General features: G+C 62.4%; 15 protein-coding genes and 1 pseudogene. 5 read left to right on the plus strand and 11 right to left on the minus strand.

Going from position 1 to position 16,014, the window contains the following annotated elements:
• Positions 1–62: 62 nt before the first annotated feature.
• The 5 genes and pseudogenes from BJQ17_RS32470 to BJQ17_RS07390 form a co-directional block, all read right to left on the minus strand.
• Positions 63–830: a methyl-accepting chemotaxis protein gene (locus tag BJQ17_RS32470; protein ID WP_370626959.1), complete on the minus strand. Its 768-nt coding sequence runs from the start codon at positions 828–830 to the stop codon at positions 63–65.
• A gap of 90 nt (positions 831–920) precedes the next feature.
• Positions 921–2,006, minus strand: a pseudogene (locus BJQ17_RS32475) (cache domain-containing protein); the annotation flags it as partial.
• 167 nt (positions 2,007–2,173) lie between these two features.
• Positions 2,174–2,584 (minus strand): Cu(I)-responsive transcriptional regulator, encoded by a 411-nt coding sequence (gene cueR / locus BJQ17_RS07380; RefSeq protein ID WP_003255289.1) that lies wholly within the window; start codon positions 2,582–2,584, stop codon positions 2,174–2,176.
• Complete coding sequence (locus tag BJQ17_RS07385; protein WP_003255288.1) at positions 2,581–4,980, minus strand: heavy metal translocating P-type ATPase; 2,400 nt, start codon at positions 4,978–4,980, stop codon at positions 2,581–2,583. Before BJQ17_RS07385 ends, cueR begins: the two co-directional genes overlap by 4 nt.
• A 52-nt stretch (positions 4,981–5,032) precedes the next feature.
• On the minus strand, positions 5,033–5,419 hold the full coding sequence (locus BJQ17_RS07390; RefSeq protein WP_003255287.1) for a hypothetical protein: 387 nt from the start codon (positions 5,417–5,419) through the stop codon (positions 5,033–5,035).
• 145 nt (positions 5,420–5,564) lie between these two features.
• Between BJQ17_RS07390 and BJQ17_RS07395 the strand changes: the two genes are divergently transcribed.
• Together BJQ17_RS07395 and BJQ17_RS07400 are read left to right on the plus strand one after the other, a co-directional pair.
• Positions 5,565–5,762 (plus strand): heavy-metal-associated domain-containing protein, encoded by a 198-nt coding sequence (locus tag BJQ17_RS07395; RefSeq protein WP_003255286.1) that lies wholly within the window; start codon positions 5,565–5,567, stop codon positions 5,760–5,762.
• A gap of 107 nt (positions 5,763–5,869) precedes the next feature.
• Positions 5,870–7,051, plus strand: coding sequence for a multidrug effflux MFS transporter (locus BJQ17_RS07400; protein WP_003255285.1), 1,182 nt, complete (start codon positions 5,870–5,872; stop codon positions 7,049–7,051).
• Here BJQ17_RS07400 and BJQ17_RS32035 read toward each other — a convergent pair.
• Positions 7,002–7,199: a hypothetical protein gene (locus BJQ17_RS32035; protein WP_003255284.1), complete on the minus strand. Its 198-nt coding sequence runs from the start codon at positions 7,197–7,199 to the stop codon at positions 7,002–7,004. The genes BJQ17_RS07400 and BJQ17_RS32035 overlap by 50 nt on opposite strands.
• Before the next feature lie 489 nt (positions 7,200–7,688).
• Here BJQ17_RS32035 and BJQ17_RS07405 point away from each other — a divergent pair, with 489 nt between their 5' ends.
• Positions 7,689–8,402, plus strand: a complete 714-nt coding sequence (locus BJQ17_RS07405; protein ID WP_004576993.1) for a helix-turn-helix transcriptional regulator — start codon at positions 7,689–7,691, stop codon at positions 8,400–8,402.
• Between the two features lie 20 nt (positions 8,403–8,422).
• Here BJQ17_RS07405 and BJQ17_RS07410 read toward each other — a convergent pair whose 3' ends face one another.
• The 5 genes from BJQ17_RS07410 to BJQ17_RS07430 form a co-directional block, all read right to left on the minus strand.
• Entirely contained in the window at positions 8,423–9,370 is a 948-nt protein-coding gene (locus BJQ17_RS07410) for an adenosine deaminase (RefSeq protein ID WP_003255282.1), read from the minus strand.
• An 85-nt stretch (positions 9,371–9,455) separates the two neighbouring features.
• A complete protein-coding gene (locus tag BJQ17_RS07415) occupies positions 9,456–10,142 on the minus strand; it encodes an SDR family oxidoreductase (protein ID WP_003255281.1) in 687 nt (228 codons plus the stop codon).
• A 368-nt stretch (positions 10,143–10,510) separates the two neighbouring features.
• Positions 10,511–11,095, minus strand: coding sequence for a YigZ family protein (locus BJQ17_RS07420; protein WP_003255280.1), 585 nt, complete (start codon positions 11,093–11,095; stop codon positions 10,511–10,513).
• A 9-nt stretch (positions 11,096–11,104) separates the two neighbouring features.
• Complete coding sequence (locus BJQ17_RS07425) at positions 11,105–11,767, minus strand: TetR/AcrR family transcriptional regulator (protein ID WP_003255279.1); 663 nt, start codon at positions 11,765–11,767, stop codon at positions 11,105–11,107.
• 90 nt (positions 11,768–11,857) lie between these two features.
• On the minus strand, positions 11,858–12,778 hold the full coding sequence (locus BJQ17_RS07430) for a LysR family transcriptional regulator (RefSeq protein ID WP_029380767.1): 921 nt from the start codon (positions 12,776–12,778) through the stop codon (positions 11,858–11,860).
• A gap of 115 nt (positions 12,779–12,893) precedes the next feature.
• On the opposite strand from BJQ17_RS07430, the gene BJQ17_RS07435 reads away from it, so the two are divergent.
• On the plus strand, positions 12,894–14,240 hold the full coding sequence (locus tag BJQ17_RS07435) for an aspartate aminotransferase family protein (RefSeq protein WP_004576992.1): 1,347 nt from the start codon (positions 12,894–12,896) through the stop codon (positions 14,238–14,240).
• A gap of 73 nt (positions 14,241–14,313) precedes the next feature.
• Positions 14,314–15,807 (plus strand): CoA-acylating methylmalonate-semialdehyde dehydrogenase, encoded by a 1,494-nt coding sequence (locus tag BJQ17_RS07440; RefSeq protein WP_003255276.1) that lies wholly within the window; start codon positions 14,314–14,316, stop codon positions 15,805–15,807.
• Positions 15,808–16,014: the final 207 nt, after the last annotated feature.

A 16,014-nucleotide genomic window follows, 5' to 3' on the forward strand; every position in this document is an offset into this window, starting at 1 on the left:
TCGGTTGCCTGTGCCGGCCCTTTCGCGGGGTTATCCGCGAAAGGGCCGGCACAGGCCATACGTCAGGTGCGGAACCTGCGCACCAGCGTATCCAGCTCATTGGACAGCCCGGCCAGGCTCTCGGAGTCCTGGCGCGCCGCCTGGGCCAGCTCGGCCACCAACTGCGCATCCCCGTGAATCTGGCTGATGTGCCGGTTGATGTCCTCAGCCACCTGATGCTGTTCTTCGGCTGCCGTGGCGATCTGGGTGTTCATGTCGCGGATCACATCCACCGACTCACGGATCTGCCCGAAGCTGTCGCGGGCCAGACCAATGCGGCTCACCGACTGCTGCGACACTTCCAGGCTGGCGTGCATCTGCTCGGCCACTTCGGCGGTACGGCTGGCCAGGTTGCCCAGCAAACCGTCGATTTCAGCGGTGGAGTCGGCAGTACGCTTGGCCAGCGCCCGTACTTCGTCGGCCACCACGGCAAAGCCGCGGCCCTGCTCACCGGCACGGGCCGCTTCGATGGCGGCGTTCAGGGCCAGCAGGTTGGTTTGTTCGGCAATCGAACGGATGGTGCCGAGGATCGACTGAATGGCGTTGCTGTCACGCTCCAGTTGCTGGATCGACTGGGCCGATTGCTCGATCTCCTGGCTCAGGCGATCAACGCTGTGTACCGCTGCATCGATCTGTTGCTGCCCTTCGCGGGCCTGCTGCTGGCCGCTGTCGGCCGACTGCGCGGCCTGGCTGCAGGACCGTGCCACTTCATTGGCGGTGGCGACCATTTCGTGGAATGCAGTGGAAACCATATCCACGGCTTCGCGCTGGCGGCCGGCCGCCTCGGCCATGTCGCTGGAGACGCGGGTCGAGCTGCTGGACGTGCTGAGGATCTTGCTGGCGGCAGCACCGATGTGCTGGATCAGGCTGCGAATGGCACCGAGGAACTGGTTGAACCAGCTGGCCAGTTGCGCGGTTTCGTCGCGGCCGCGGATTTCCAGGTTGCGGGTCAGGTCACCCTCACCTTGGGCAATGTCCTCCAGGCCGTTGGTGACGCTGTTGATCGGGCGCACGATCAGTTTGGCGAAGGCCGCACCGACCACCGCGAACAGCGAGGCCAACACCACAGCGATGACACCGATCAGCCAGGTGAGCCGGGTGGTGGTCTGCATCACTTCGCTTTGTTCGATCAGGCCGATGAAGGTCCAGCCCAGCTGCTGGTCTGGGTAGACGTTGGCCATGTAGTGCACGCCATTGAGTTCGACCTCGACCAGGCCTTTGCCGGCTTTGGCCAGCTTGGCGTAACCGTCGCCAAAGCTTCCCAGCTGCTTGAAATTGTGGGCGGCGTCGCGCGGGTCGACCATCACGTTGCCGTTGCTTTCCACCAGCATCAGGTAGCCGCTTTCGCCCAGTTTGATCTGCTTGACGATTTCGGTCAGGCCCTTGAGCGACACGTCGATGTTGACCACGCCGCCGGGGTTGCCCAGCTGGTTGGCCACGGTGCGCACGGTGCTGACCAGCACCGCATCGTCGGCGGCCCAGTAGTAGGCGCCGGTACGCATCGTCTTGCCAGGGTTGGCCATGGCAAGTTGGTACCAGGGGCGCGTGCGTGGGTCATAATTGACAAACTTCTGGCCGGCCGGCCAGCCAGTGTAGCCGCCGTCATTCACCCCGTAGGACAGGTAGGCGTAGGCGGGGTGTGAGTTGGCCAGGCGAGTCATGAAGTCGAGAATTTTGCTGGCCTGCTCGCCCAGTTCGTAGGACGGGGTTGCGCTCATGTACTTGTTCAGCTCGCTGCCCGTGGCGGCAACCATTGGCTGGGAAGCCATGTACTCGACGTTCTGGTTGATCCCCTGGAAGAAGATGTTCATCGCGTTGCTGACCTGGCGGATTTCCCGGCTGCTGCTGTCGAGGAATCCGTCGCGGGCTTCGCCGCGCAGGTTGATGACCACCAGGGTGGCCACGAGAACGATGGGCAAGCCGGCGATGACCGCGAATGCCCAGGTCAGTTTCTGTTTGATGCTCATCGACGCTCCCGGAATTTTTGTTTTCGACACACGAGGCAGGTAGCAACTGCATCGGCAGCATCCGGGTTTTATGAAGCCAAAACGCCCGTATTTATTGGATAAAGTCGTGGTTGGTGACTATTCGGTCGTGTTTGGACATTTATGGCATGCCAAAGGCGCGTGGCAGCTCAGTGACAGCTGCTGCCCGCAGCGCCATTGGCCAGGTCTTTGAGGATCGGGCAGTCCGGACGGTCGTCACCCTGGCAGTGCGAAACCAGCTCGCCGAGGGTGTCGCGCAGGCTCACCAGCTCCTCGATGCGCCGGTTCAGTTCATCGATGTGGTGCATGGCCAGCGCCTTCACATCGGCGCTGGCACGTTGGCGGTCCTGCCACAAGGTCAGCAACTTGCCGACCTCTTCGAGGGAAAAGCCCAGGTCGCGGGAGCGTTTGATGAAGGCCAGGTTGTGCAAGTCTTGCGCCTGGTACAGGCGGTAGCCGCTGTCGCTGCGAGTGGCGGGTTTGAGCAGGCCGATGGACTCGTAGTAACGGATCATCTTGGTGCTGAGCCCGCTGCGGCGGGCGGCCTGGCCGATATTCATGGCGCCTCCTGGGTGCTGCTGGTGGGTTTCCACGTTTTAAGCCACAGTGCATTGCTGACGACGCTGACACTGGACAGGGCCATGGCGGCACCTGCCAGTACCGGGTTGAGGTAACCCAGCGCGGCGAGCGGAATGCCGATCAGGTTGTAGATGAACGCCCAGAACAGGTTCTGGCGGATCTTCGCGTAGGTCTTGCGGCTGATTTCCAGCGCGGCGGGCACCAGGCGCGGGTCGCCACGCATCAGGGTGATGCCGGCGGCCTGCATGGCCACGTCGGTACCGCCACCCATGGCAATGCCGATGTCGGCCGCGGCCAACGCCGGTGCATCGTTGATGCCATCGCCAACCATGGCGACCACCCCATCCTGCTTGAGCGCGGCCACGGTCGCGGCCTTGTCGGCCGGTAGCACTTCGGCGTGCACATCGTCGATGCCCAGTGCCTCGGCAACCACTTTGGCGCTGCCACGGTTGTCACCGGTCAGCAGGTGGCTGCTGATGTGTTGGGTGTGCAGGGTTTCGATGGCCTGCGCGGCGCCAGGCTTGAGGCTGTCACCAAAGGCGAACAGGCCCACGACTCTCGGTTGCGCGCCGCGCTCGATCAGCCACGACAGTGTGCGCCCTTCCGCTTCCCAGGCCTGGGCCTGGGCGGCCAAATCGCCGGGCTGCAGACCGCTTTCGTCAAGCAGTCGGCGGTTGCCCAGCGCCAGTTCACGGCCTTCAACGCGCCCGGCAATGCCGCGCCCGGTCAGTGACTGGCTGTCGGCAACGGTTGGCACGTCCAGCCCTTGCTCTGCACAGGCCACCAGTACCGCCTTGGCCAGCGGGTGTTCACTCCCGCGCTGCAGGGCGCCGGCCAGGCGGTGAAGGTCGGCACTGTTGCCGTCCAGCGCCTGACTGTGAACCACCCGCGGGCTGCCGGAGGTGAGGGTACCGGTTTTGTCGAACACTACGCGGTTGACCGCATGGGCACGCTCCAGAGCTTCGGCATCCTTGATCAGGATGCCGTGGCGGGCGGCGACCCCGGTGCCGGCCATGATCGCGGCGGGCGTGGCCAGGCCGAGGGCGCAGGGGCAGGCGATGACCAGCACGGCGACGGCGTTGATCAGCGCGGTTTCCAGCGGTGCCCCAGCCAACCACCAGCCGATCAGGGTGATCAGGGCCAGTACCAGCACGGCCGGGACGAACACCTGGCTGACACGGTCGACCAGCTTCTGGATCGGTGCTTTGGCGGCCTGGGCGTCTTCCACCAGGCGGATGATGCGCGCCAGCACGGTCTCGGTGCCCAGCGCCTGGGTACGCACCAGCAGCCGGCCTTCACCATTGATGGCGCCACCGGTGACGCTGTCGCCGGGCTGCTTGGGCACTGGCAAGCTCTCGCCGCTGATCAGGGCCTCATCGGCATGGCTGCTGCCGTCTTCGACCACGCCGTCGACCGGGAAGCGTTCGCCGGGCTTGACCAGTACCAGGTCGCCCAAGCGCAAGTGGGCGATGGCCACGTCCTCTTCCACGCCGTCGACCACGCGCAGGGCGCGTTCCGGGCGCAGGGCTTCGAGGGCTCGGATGGCACTGGCGGTCTGGCGTTTGGCGCGGCTTTCCAGGTACTTGCCCAGCAATACCAGGGCAATCACCACGGCTGAGGCTTCGAAGTACAGGTGCGGGGCCATACCGGCGGGAGCCTGTGCCCATTGGTACAGGCTCAGGCCATAGCCAGCGCTGGTGCCCAGGGCCACCAGCAGGTCCATGTTGCCGGCACCGGCGCGCACGGCCTTCCAGGCTGCAATGTAGAAGCGGGCACCGAGAATGAACTGCACGGGTGTGGCCAGCAGGAACTGCGCCCAGGCGGGTAGCATCCAGTGCAAGCCGAACGGTTGTACCAGCATGGGTAATACCAGCGGCAGGGCCAACAGCAAGGCTGCACCGACTGCCAGGCGCTCGTTGCGCAGGCGGCGCTGGACAGCGCTTTGGTCGTCCTTGGTCGATTGCGGCAGGCTGGCGCTGTAGCCTGCCTTTTGCACAGCGTCGATCAGCAGGTTGTCATCAAGGGCCGCAAGCACTTCGAGGTGCGCGCGTTCGCTGGCCAAGTTGACGCTGACCCGCTCGACCCCGGCCAATTTGCCCAGGGCGCGCTCTACTCGGCCGACACAACTGGCGCAGGTCATGCCGCCTATCTGCAGTTCGAGGGTGCGGGTTGGTACCCCGTAACCGGCCTCGCGCACGGCTTCGACCAAGGCTGGCAGGCTGGCAGGCGGGGCTACAACCCGGGCTTTTTCAGTGGTGAGGTTTACGCTGACCTGTTCAGCGCCGGTGACCTTGCGCAGGGCGCGCTCGACCCGGCCAGCACAGCTGGCGCAGGTCATGCCGGAGATCGGCAGGTCGTATGTGGTGGATGCGGGCATGGCTCTCCTCCTTGGACAGGCCTCCAGCATCAACCTTGCCACGCAGGCAAGGTCAATAGCCCAGGTCGGCTCGTTTCAACTCCAGCCCATATTGCCCCATGGCGATGCGGTATTTGTTGATCTGGCCCGCCTGCAGATTCAAACGCGTGCTGCGCTGGTCCTCTATACCTGCGGCGCAACCCGGCATTTGCCCAGGCAGCAGGCGCAGGCGCACATCCACCGGGCCAGGCGGCAGGTTGAACGAGGTGGACTGCTCCTGGAAAACGCGCCCGGAAAGCTGGTCGTTGAGGTATACGCCGATTTCGCAACTGGTGGCCACTTCCAGGCGCTCCCGGGAAATGATCAGTACGCTGTAGGCCGAGTTGCCCTCGGCGAATGCCGGTGGCACCACAGCCAGCGCGCCCAAGAGCCCGACGACGCCCAATGCTGCCCTGAACATGAAAAATCTCCTGCTTGCCTGATCGTCAAAGGCGCAGCTTGGCCGACGCGGACGCGGATTTCCACCCCGGGCGTTGCAGGCAGGGCTTGACCTTGCCCTCATGGCAAGCTTGAGACTTGTGAAAAACCTGAAGGAGGTAACCCCCATGCAAGTGTTCAATGTACAAGGCATGACCTGCGGCCATTGCGTGAAAGCCGTGACCCGCGCGGTGCAGGAGCAGGATGCGGCAGCCAGGGTGGAAGTTGATCTGGCAGGCAAACAGGTGCGTGTGCAGAGCGAGTTGGCGCAGGAGCAGATTCTCACTGCGATTCGCGATGAGGGGTATCAGGCCGAAATCGCCTGAAGACCTGATTGCTCCCACCGGGGGTAACAGTGTTGCAAATGTTTTCACATTGACAGGGTCCACAGCAGGTAGAATCAGTCACTTGCTTAGCCTGCTATGGATTCCTGATGAACCTGCGAATGGTGCTCATCCTGGGCGCACTCAGTGCGTTCGGGCCCTTGGCGATCGACTTTTACCTGCCAGCCTTCCCGGCCATGGCGCAAGCGTTCGCCACCGATGAAAAACACGTCCAGGCCACGTTGGCCGCCTACTTCCTGGGCCTGTCTATCGGGCAGTTGGCCTATGGGCCGGTTGCCGACCGCTTTGGCCGACGCAAACCGCTGATGTTCGGCGTTACGCTGTTCACCTTGGCATCACTGGCCTGTGCCTACGCCCCCAACCTCGATACCTTGGTAGTGGCGCGTTTCATCCAGGCACTGGGTGGTTGTGCCGGCATGGTGCTTTCGCGGGCCATCGTCAGCGACAAGTGCGACCCGGTAGCTTCAGCCAAAGTGTTTTCGCAACTGATGCTGGTCATGGGCTTGGCGCCGATCCTGGCACCGATGCTGGGTGGGGTGCTGGTGAACCTGGCCGGCTGGCAGTCGATCTTCCTTGCGCTGAGCCTGTTCAGTGCCGGCTGCCTGCTGGCGGTAAGCCTGGGCCTGCCGGAAAGCCTGCCCGAGCATATACCCCGGCAACCGCTGTCTGGCGCCTTGCGCCAGTACCTGCGGCTGCTGGCTGACCGGGTTTTCCTCGGCCATGCCCTGACCGGCGGAATCGCCATTGCCGGCATGTTTGCCTATATCGCCGGTTCACCTTTCGTGTTCATCAAACTGTATGGCGTGCCCGCTGAGCACTACGGCTGGCTGTTCGGCACCAACGCCGCAGGTTTTATTCTGGTGGCGCAGGTGAACGCCCGCCTGCTGGCCAAACGCGGGCCGGCCTTCCTGCTGGGCCGTGCGGTGTGGCTGTATCTGGTTGCGGGCCTGGTGTTGCTGGGCGTGGCGGCGTTGCGCCCTGCGCAACTGTGGCCGCTACTGGTGCCGCTGTTCATCTGTATCGCCAGCCTTGGTTGCATCATTCCCAATGCTTCGGCCTGCGCCATGAGTGGACAGGGCGCGCGTGCCGGCAGCGCCTCGGCACTGATGGGCTGTGTGCAGTTCAGCGTAGCTGCGGGTGCTGCGGCGCTGGTCGGGCTGCTGCATGATGGCAGTGCGGTGCCCATGGCAATCGTGATCAGCCTGTGCGGGGCGCTGGTGGTCAGTGTTGCGCTGTTGACCCGGCGTTTGCAGGCCAAGGCTCCCGCATGAGCGGGTGAGGTGCCTGCAGCCGGGTTTCCAGCGTGGCGACGAAGGCACGCGCCTCAGCCTCGCTGCGGAAACTGACCACATGCTGATCGAGCTGGACTTGCCAAGGGCAGGCGGGGTTTCGGCTCGACGCACTTACGATAATTTTCATCGCTGCATACCTCCAGGAAGGGGAGCCGCTCAAGTGTAGCGCTGGCCCGCCAGCCTGCCATGACACGGCTTCAGCGTCCTGACTGACGGTAAGTGTGTGCATTTTTCTGGCGGTGTCTCCTACTTTGGGCGCAATGCCTGCAAACCCGCAGAACCTTCGCTTTGTTTCGCACTATTTGTGGAAGGTTGCTGTGGGCCACATCTGAAATGGCTGCAAGTTTGTTTTCATCAAGATGTTTCAGCGCGTTTGTGTGGGCGTACCGGTGCCTTGATTGACTGGGTGCCGGGGCGTTTTCGAAGCCGCCTCGCTGCTTGCCATGGGTAGGCATACCCAGTGGTTTTTCGTCATGAGTACGATGGCACCTGGCCGTCTGAACCGGCGTTTTCTGCGGCTTATACTGGCGAGCCAGGCCAGTGCCAGCGAGAGGCGCTTCCCTGGCAGGGTTGGCCATCGCATCCCCACAGTGAACTTGCAGGGAGTTACAAGGACATGAACGCAGCCAGCAGTATCAGCCAGATCGCCAGCCTGATGGCCGACCCCAAGCGCAGTGCCATGTTGTGGGCATTGATCGATGGCACACCGCGGTTGGCCAATGAGCTCGCGATAATGACTGGCCTGACTTCATCGTCAGCCTGCGCACACCTTTCGCTGCTGTCGTCGGCCGGTTTGCTCAGGCATGAAGCCAGGGGCCGCAAACGTTACTTCTGCCTGGCTACCCCGCAGGTCGGAGCGGCGGTAGAGGCCTTGGCCAGCGTACAGCTGGAAAGCGCCAGGGGAGAGCGTGCCGAAGCGCCGGTATCGTCGCTGCCGCTGTCGATGCGCCGGGCGCGCCGTTGTGGCGATCACCTGGGTGGGGAGTTGGCCAGTGAGCTGTACCATCGCATGGTGGTGGCTGGCTGGTTGGAAGGCAGCGGACGGCACTTGAGGGTCAGTGACGAGGGGCGGGCGCAGTTGGCCTTGGTCGGGGTGTACATCGATGCCCTGGCGCCACACCAGCAACGAGGTTGCGTGATCTGCCGCTGCACCGAATGGAATGACCAAGGCCCGCATCTGGGTGGCGTACTGGGTCAGGCCTTGTTCAGGTTGTTCCTGCAATCTGGCTGGATGCGCGAGATAGAGGACTCACGGGCACTGCATATTTCGGCGCTCGGTATCCAGCAGATCAATCGCATAGCCCGCGTGGCGACGTTGCAGGTCGGTTGAGCGCAACGTCGTCATGCTACTCAAACCAGCCGTGCGTCCAGGCTGTTCTGCGCCAGGCGACGAGCCTGGTCTTCGGTCATGCCCAAGTGGGTATGCAGAGCGTGGAAGTTCTCCGTGACGTAGCCACCGAAGTAGGCCGGGTCGTCCGAGTTGACCGTGACTTTCACACCACGCTCGAGCATGTCGAGGATGTTGTGCTGGCTCATGTGGTCGAACACGCAGAGCTTGGTGTTGGACAGCGGGCACACCGTGAGCGGGATCTGCTCGTCGATGATGCGCTGCATCAGGCGCTCGTCCTCGATGGCGCGCACGCCATGGTCGATACGTTTGATCTTCAGCAGGTCGAGGGCTTCCCAGATGTACTCGGGCGGGCCTTCTTCGCCAGCATGGGCAACGGCGACGAAGCCTTCGCTACGGGCGCGGTCGAACACCCGCTGGAACTTGCTGGGCGGGTGGCCCATCTCCGAGCTGTCCAGGCCTACGGCAATGAACGCATCGCGGAACGGCAAGGCCTGATCGAGGGTCTTGTGCGCTTCATCCTCGCTGAGGTGGCGCAGGAAGCTGAGGATCAGGCCGCTGCTGATGCCCAGTTGTTCGCGGCCATCCTTGAGCGCCTGGCTGATGCCGTTGAGCACCACTTCGAAAGCAATGCCGCGGTCGGTGTGGGTCTGCGGGTCGAAGAAGGGTTCGGTGTGGATCACGTTCTGGGCCTTGCAGCGTTGCAGGTAGGCCCAGGTCAGGTCGTAGAAGTCCTGCTCGGTGCGCAGCACATCTGCGCCCTGGTAATACAGGTCGAGGAACTCCTGCAGGTTGTTGAAGGCATAGGCACCGCGCAAGGTCTCCACATCGGCCCAGGGCAAGGCGATCTTGTTGCGCTCGGCCAGGGCGAACAGCAACTCGGGCTCCAGTGAGCCTTCCAGGTGCAGGTGCAGTTCGGCCTTGGGCAGGGCGTTCAACCAGTCATACATAGTGGTCATCTCAATCAGGTACGGTTGCGGCCATTCTACAGGGGCTGGCTGGGCAATGCGCCCAGCCGGGCTGCGACCTGGTGAATCACCAGACCAAGGGTTCGCCCTTGTAGTTGATGAAACGCAGGCCGCCCTTGCCGCTTTGGGCCTTGATCTGTTCGATCATGCCGCGGGTGCTGGTGAGCACATCGATTTCGGCGTTTTCGCCACCCATGTCAGTTTTCACCCAGCCCGGGTGCATGGCCAGCACGCACAGGTCCGGGCGCTGCTGCTCAACGAAGAAGCTGTTGATCATCGAGTTCAGTGCCGCCTTGCTGGCCTTGTACAGGCAGATTTCGCCACCGTCTGGGATGGTGACGCTTCCCAGGATCGAGCTCATGAAAGCCAGCACACCACTGCCTTCGCGTATTTGACCCACCAGGCGGCGAGCCACGCGTATCGGCGCCACAGCGTTGGTCATGAACAGATCGCCAATGTCGCTGTTGTGGACTGCCTCCAGGTCTTGCGGCAGGGGGCCCATGACTCCGGCGTTGACGAATATCAGGTCGAACACCTGGCCTTGCAGGCGTTGCTTCAGGCTGTCGAGCTGAACGGTGTCGTTCATTTCCAGCTGCTCGATATGCACGCCGGGCACGTTCGCCAGGGCGCCGGGCTGCTGCGGGTTACGGACGGTGGCAGTGATGTGCCAACCGTCTTCGTGCAGGCGTTGTACCAAGCCCAGGCCAAGCCCGCGCGAGGCGCCGATGATGAGGGCAGTTCTTGAATTGGCCATAGGAACATTCCTTTATCGGTGTAGGAGAAAGGAATTGAGCATACGTCACGGCGAATACGCGTGCCTGGTTTGCGTCTGGTTAAAAAATGGTCAGTTTTGTCTGGGCCTTGCGGGGCCGGGCGCTTCGCCTGTTGGCGCACGGGTTATCCACAAGCTGGTCCACAGTTATTGTGTGCAAGGTGAGCAAGCGGGGTGCGGCTTGGATGGGCGGTTCGCTGGGGATAAGTCGCGCACATTCAGCAGTTTACGACTGTCATCAAATAGTGATCAAAATATGATCAAAGCTCTGGGGGCCTCGAAATCACTAGCCTGCAAGAGAGTGCCCCAAGCTTATCCACAGGCAGGCCCACAGTTGTTGTGGGCAATGTTCAGCGTGCTTCGAGCAAAATACGCCCGCGGCTCAGGTCCGCCAGTTGCTGTTGCAATGGCGCCAGGTGGGCATCACCGAGGGCAATCACCAGGTCCACACCATTGGCGGTGAACTGTTCATCCAGGACCAGGCCGTCAATCTCGGCCAGGCGCAACTTCACCAGCGCCAGTTCGCTGAAACTGCAACTGCAGCTGAAGTGGCTGCGCTGCACCAGTAGGCGCTTGGGCGCCTGTTGCAGGCACTTGTTGGCGCCGCCGCCATAGGCCCTGGCCAGGCCGCCGGTACCCAGCTGGATGCCGCCGTACCAACGGATCACCAGCACCACCACCTGGTCGCAGTCCTGCGCTTCAATGGCCGCCAGTATCGGCCGCCCTGCAGTGCCGCCGGGTTCGCCGTCGTCACTGCTGCGGTACTGCGCGCCGAGTTTCCAGGCCCAGCAGTTGTGGGTAGCGGCCAGGTCGCTGTGGCGTTCGATGAAACTCATCGCTTCGGCGGCGCTGCTGATCGGCCCGGCGAGGGTGATGAAGCGGCTTTTGCGGATTTCCTCGCGGTATTCGCAGAGGTCGAGCAGGGTAGAAGGCATAAAGGACAGTCAGGCAGCCGGCTTGATGCCGCAGCCCTTCAAAATGATGTGGATAAGGTTGTTGCTCGCGTCTTCCATGTCCTGCTTGGTCAGGCGGCTGCGGCCAGTCACCTGGCAGATCTGGGTGGCGAAGTCGGCATAGTGCTGGGTGCTGCCCCAGAGCAGGAAGATCAGGTGCACCGGGTCGACCGGGTCCATTTTGCCTGCTTCGATCCAGGCCTGGAATACCGCAGCACGGCCGCGGAACCATTCGCGGTAATCGGCACTGAAGTATTCGGTCAGGCAGGTGCCACCGCTGATCACTTCCATGGCGAAAATGCGCGAAGCTTGCGGGTTGCGCCGGGAGAACTCCATTTTGGTGCGGATGTACTGGCTCAGGGCTTCACCGGGGTCGTCATCGACGCTCAAGGCGTTGAAGGTGCTGTCCCACAACTCGATGATGTTGCTGAGCACGGCGATGTACAGGCCCAGCTTGTTGGTGAAGTAGTAATGCAGGTTAGCCTTGGGCAACCCCGCCTTGAGGGCGATGGTGTTCATGCTGGTGCCCTTGAAACCATGGCGGGCGAACTCATCTTCGGCGGCCTGGATAATGGCCTGTTCGTTCTTCTGGCGGATACGGCCCGCGGGCTTGCCCGAGGCGGAGAGGCGATGCGCAGGGACTTCTAGGGTCATGGACGATTCCGTACGGGGCAGTGGCTGCGGCTGTGGGACAAGATTACCTGCCTGTGCCGAAGTGACAAGCGTTTGCGGCACAGACTGGCATCAACGTGTCGCAGCCAGGCTTTCGAGGAAGCTTTCCAACACCAGGTTGGGGCGCCGGCCTTTGCGGGTAACCCAGCTCAGGCTCAGGTCATAAAAGCGCTCCTTGGGCTTGAGCGCACGCAAACGGCCTTGCTGTACCCAGAACATGGCGTAGTGGTCGGGCAGATAGCCAATATAACGCCCGGTGAGGATGAGAAACGCCATGCCCTCGCGGTCAGAAGCACTGGCTGTGCAATTCAGCGCCTGGTAGTGCGCCTGGATGTCGGCCGGCAGGCGGAAGGTGGGGGTGATGGCTTCCTGGCTGTTGAGGCGTTCGTCGTCTATCTGCTGGTCGTCGGCGTAGAACAGCGGGTGGCCGACTGCGCAGTACAGCAGCGAGCGTTCGCTGTACAGCGGTTGGTACTCAAGCCCCGATAGCGGGCTGGTCTGTGGGACGACGCCAACGTGCAGGCTGCCGTCGAGCACGCCGTGCTCGACCTGGCTGGGGGCGATCATACGGATCTGGATGCGTACATCAGGGCCGCGGTCCTTGAGTTCCGCCAGGGCATGGGTGATACGCATGTGCGGCAGGGTCACCAGGTTGTCGGTCAGGCCGATGTTCAGCTCGCCGCGCAAATGCTGGTGCAGGCCATTGACCTCGGTGCGGAAGGTTTCCAGCGCGCTGAGCAGTTGCAGGGCTGAATGGTAGACCTCGCGGCCTTCCTCCGTCAGCGAGAAACCGGCGCGGCCGCGCTGACACAGGCGCAGGCCGAGGCGTTGTTCGAGGTCGTTCATCTGCTGGCTGATGGCCGAGCGACCAATGCCCAGTACGTTTTCGGCAGCGGAGAAGCCACCGCACTCGACGACGCTGCGATAGATCTTCAGCAGGCGGATGTCGAAATCGCTGACTTGGGCGAGTGGATCGGGTCTTCGGCTCATCAGTTTAGTCTCGGCCTGCCTGAAGGTTAGAAATGTAGGCTTTTTCAGACTCTATCGCCGTGCCAACTTAGCTGCAACAACATCCATCGTTGCCTAATCGTCTTCCGAGGAACCGCCGATGAACATGCCCGAAACCGCCCCCACGGGTATCGCCAGCCAGCTCAAGCTGGACGCCCACTGGATGCCCTATACCGCCAACCGCAACTTCCAGCGCGACCCACGCCTGATCGTGGCGGCCGAAGGCAACTACCTGGTCGATGACCACGGGCGCAAGATCTTCGACGCCCTGTCTGGCCTGTGGACCTGCGGCGCAGGGCACACTCGCAAGGAAATCGCTGACGCGGTGACCCGCCAACTGAGTACGCTGGACTACTCCCCAGCGTTCCAGTTCGGCCACCCGCTGTCGTTCCAGCTGGCGGAAAAGATCGCCGAGCTGGTTCCGGGCAATCTGAATCACGTCTTCTATACCAACTCCGGTTCCGAGTGCGCCGATACCGCACTGAAGATGGTGCGTGCCTACTGGCGCCTGAAAGGCCAGGCAACCAAGACCAAGATCATCGGCCGTGCCCGTGGTTACCATGGCGTGAACATCGCCGGTACCAGCCTGGGTGGCGTCAACGGTAACCGCAAGATGTTTGGTCAGCTGCTGGACGTCGACCACCTGCCTCACACCGTGTTGCCAGTGAACGCCTTCTCCAAAGGCATGCCGGAAGAGGGCGGTATCGCGCTGGCTGACGAAATGCTCAAGCTGATCGAGCTGCACGATGCCTCCAACATCGCAGCAGTCATCGTCGAGCCGCTGGCCGGTTCGGCCGGTGTGCTGCCGCCGCCGAAGGGTTACCTGAAGCGTCTGCGTGAAATCTGCACCCAGCACAACATTCTGCTGATCTTCGACGAAGTGATCACAGGCTTCGGCCGCATGGGCGCGATGACCGGCTCGGAAGCCTTCGGCGTTACCCCGGACCTGATGTGCATCGCCAAGCAGGTGACCAACGGCGCCATCCCGATGGGCGCAGTGATTGCCAGCAGCGAGATCTACCAGACCTTCATGAATCAGCCGACCCCGGAATACGCCGTGGAATTCCCACACGGCTACACCTACTCGGCACACCCGGTAGCCTGTGCCGCCGGTCTCGCCGCGCTGGACCTGCTGCAGAAGGAAAACCTGGTGCAGTCCGCGGCTGAACTGGCGCCGCATTTCGAGAAGCTGCTGCACGGCGTGAAGGGCACCAAGAATATCGTCGATATCCGTAACTACGGCCTGGCCGGCGCCATCCAGATCGCCGCCCGTGACGGTGATGCCATCGTTCGCCCATATGAAGCGGCCATGAAGCTGTGGAAAGCCGGCTTCTATGTACGCTTTGGTGGCGACACCCTGCAGTTCGGCCCAACCTTCAATACCAAGCCGCAGGAATTGGACCGCCTGTTCGATGCTGTAGGCGAAACCCTGAACCTGATCGACTGATCTTTCCGATTTTGATGCCAGGCGCATGCCCGCAGCGCGCGCCTGGCTCTCCTTTGTTTATCTGGAGTTTTGCATGAGCATTGTTCAGCACCTGATTCACGGCGAACTGGTTACCAAGGGTGAGCGCACCGCCGATGTCTTCAACCCGTCCACTGGCCAGGCCGTTCGCAAGGTCGAACTGGCCAGCCGCGCAACCGTGCAGGAAGCGATCGACTCGGCCAAGGCAGCCTTCCCGGCCTGGCGCAACACCCCTCCGGCCAAGCGCGCCCAGGTGATGTTCCGCTTCAAGCAACTGCTGGAGCAGAACGAAGCCAAGATTTCGCAGATGATCAGCGAAGAGCACGGCAAGACCCTGGAAGACGCCGCCGGTGAACTGAAGCGTGGTATCGAGAACGTCGAGTTCGCGTGTGCAGCCCCTGAAGTGCTGAAGGGTGAGTACAGTCGCAACGTCGGTCCGAACATCGACGCCTGGTCCGACTTCCAGCCGCTGGGCGTGGTTGCCGGTATCACCCCATTCAACTTCCCGGCCATGGTGCCGCTGTGGATGTACCCGCTGGCCATCGCCTGCGGCAACGCATTCATCCTCAAGCCTTCCGAGCGTGACCCGAGCTCGACCCTGTACATTGCCCAGTTGCTGCTGGAAGCCGGCCTGCCGAAGGGCATCCTCAACGTCGTGCACGGTGACAAGGAAGCGGTGGATGCGCTGATCGAAGCGCCGGAAGTCAAAGCACTGAGCTTCGTGGGCTCGACCCCGATCGCCGAGTACATCTATGCCGAAGGCACCAAGCGTGGCAAGCGTGTACAAGCCTTGGGTGGCGCGAAGAACCACGCGGTGCTGATGCCGGATGCCGACCTGGACAACGCAGTCAGTGCACTGATGGGCGCGGCTTACGGTTCGTGTGGCGAGCGTTGCATGGCCATTTCGGTCGCCGTGTGCGTGGGCGACCAAGTGGCCGATGCCCTGATTGCCAAGCTGGAGCCACAGATCAAGGCGCTGAAGATTGGTGCCGGCACCTCGTGCGGCCTGGACATGGGCCCGCTGGTGACTGCGGCAGCGCGTGACAAGGTCGTGGGTTACATCGATGACGGTGTTGCTGCTGGCGCCAAGCTGGTGGTGGATGGTCGTGGTTTCCGAGTGGCGGGTAATGAAGATGGCTACTTTGTGGGTGGCACCCTGTTCGACAAGGTGACCCCGGAGATGCGCATCTATAAAGAGGAGATTTTTGGCCCGGTGCTGTGCGTGGTCCGTGTGAATAGCCTGGAGCAGGCCATGCAGCTGATCAACGATCACGAGTATGGCAACGGCACCTGCATCTTTACGCGTGACGGTGAAGCGGCCCGTCTGTTCTGCGACGAGATCGAAGTGGGTATGGTGGGTGTGAACGTACCGCTGCCGGTGCCGGTGGCCTATCACAGCTTTGGTGGCTGGAAGCGTTCGCTGTTTGGTGATCTGCATGCCTATGGCCCGGATGGTGTGCGCTTCTATACCCGTCGCAAGGCAATTACCCAGCGTTGGCCGCAGCGGGCCAGTCATGAAGCGTCGCAGTTTGCATTCCCTAGCCTTTAAGGGAAGTAGATGAAGCGGGGAGGCCGGCAGGCCTCCCCGCTTTGTTTTTGGGGGTTGGTTGTTGCTGTTGTAGGGGGAGGGGTGGTGGGTATGTCTTGAGGTGGTTTTGGCGGTGAGATGTGTCTGCCATAACCCCTGCAGCGCCTGTGAGATCGAGCGCCGCGCGCGTCCGGCTTGAGACATTCACCGCCTATGAGATCGAGCGCC

It is taken from the genome of Pseudomonas sp. NBRC 111139, from assembly GCF_001753955.1.
In the GTDB taxonomy this organism is placed as follows: domain Bacteria; phylum Pseudomonadota; class Gammaproteobacteria; order Pseudomonadales; family Pseudomonadaceae; genus Aquipseudomonas; species Aquipseudomonas alloputida.

Coding starts and splice junctions, on each gene's coding strand:
- BJQ17_RS32470 (WP_370626959.1), bottom strand. CDS start 830: ATGGCCGAGGCGGCCGGCCGCCAGCGCGAAGCCGTGGATATGGTTTCC.
- cueR (WP_003255289.1), bottom strand. CDS start 2,584: ATGAATATCGGCCAGGCCGCCCGCCGCAGCGGGCTCAGCACCAAGATG.
- BJQ17_RS07385 (WP_003255288.1), bottom strand. CDS start 4,980: ATGCCCGCATCCACCACATACGACCTGCCGATCTCCGGCATGACCTGC.
- BJQ17_RS07390 (WP_003255287.1), bottom strand. CDS start 5,419: ATGTTCAGGGCAGCATTGGGCGTCGTCGGGCTCTTGGGCGCGCTGGCT.
- BJQ17_RS07395 (WP_003255286.1), top strand. CDS start 5,565: ATGCAAGTGTTCAATGTACAAGGCATGACCTGCGGCCATTGCGTGAAA.
- BJQ17_RS07400 (WP_003255285.1), top strand. CDS start 5,870: ATGAACCTGCGAATGGTGCTCATCCTGGGCGCACTCAGTGCGTTCGGG.
- BJQ17_RS32035 (WP_003255284.1), bottom strand. CDS start 7,199: ATGAAAATTATCGTAAGTGCGTCGAGCCGAAACCCCGCCTGCCCTTGG.
- BJQ17_RS07405 (WP_004576993.1), top strand. CDS start 7,689: ATGAACGCAGCCAGCAGTATCAGCCAGATCGCCAGCCTGATGGCCGAC.
- BJQ17_RS07410 (WP_003255282.1), bottom strand. CDS start 9,370: ATGTATGACTGGTTGAACGCCCTGCCCAAGGCCGAACTGCACCTGCAC.
- BJQ17_RS07415 (WP_003255281.1), bottom strand. CDS start 10,142: ATGGCCAATTCAAGAACTGCCCTCATCATCGGCGCCTCGCGCGGGCTT.
- BJQ17_RS07420 (WP_003255280.1), bottom strand. CDS start 11,095: ATGCCTTCTACCCTGCTCGACCTCTGCGAATACCGCGAGGAAATCCGC.
- BJQ17_RS07425 (WP_003255279.1), bottom strand. CDS start 11,767: ATGACCCTAGAAGTCCCTGCGCATCGCCTCTCCGCCTCGGGCAAGCCC.
- BJQ17_RS07435 (WP_004576992.1), top strand. CDS start 12,894: ATGAACATGCCCGAAACCGCCCCCACGGGTATCGCCAGCCAGCTCAAG.
- BJQ17_RS07440 (WP_003255276.1), top strand. CDS start 14,314: ATGAGCATTGTTCAGCACCTGATTCACGGCGAACTGGTTACCAAGGGT.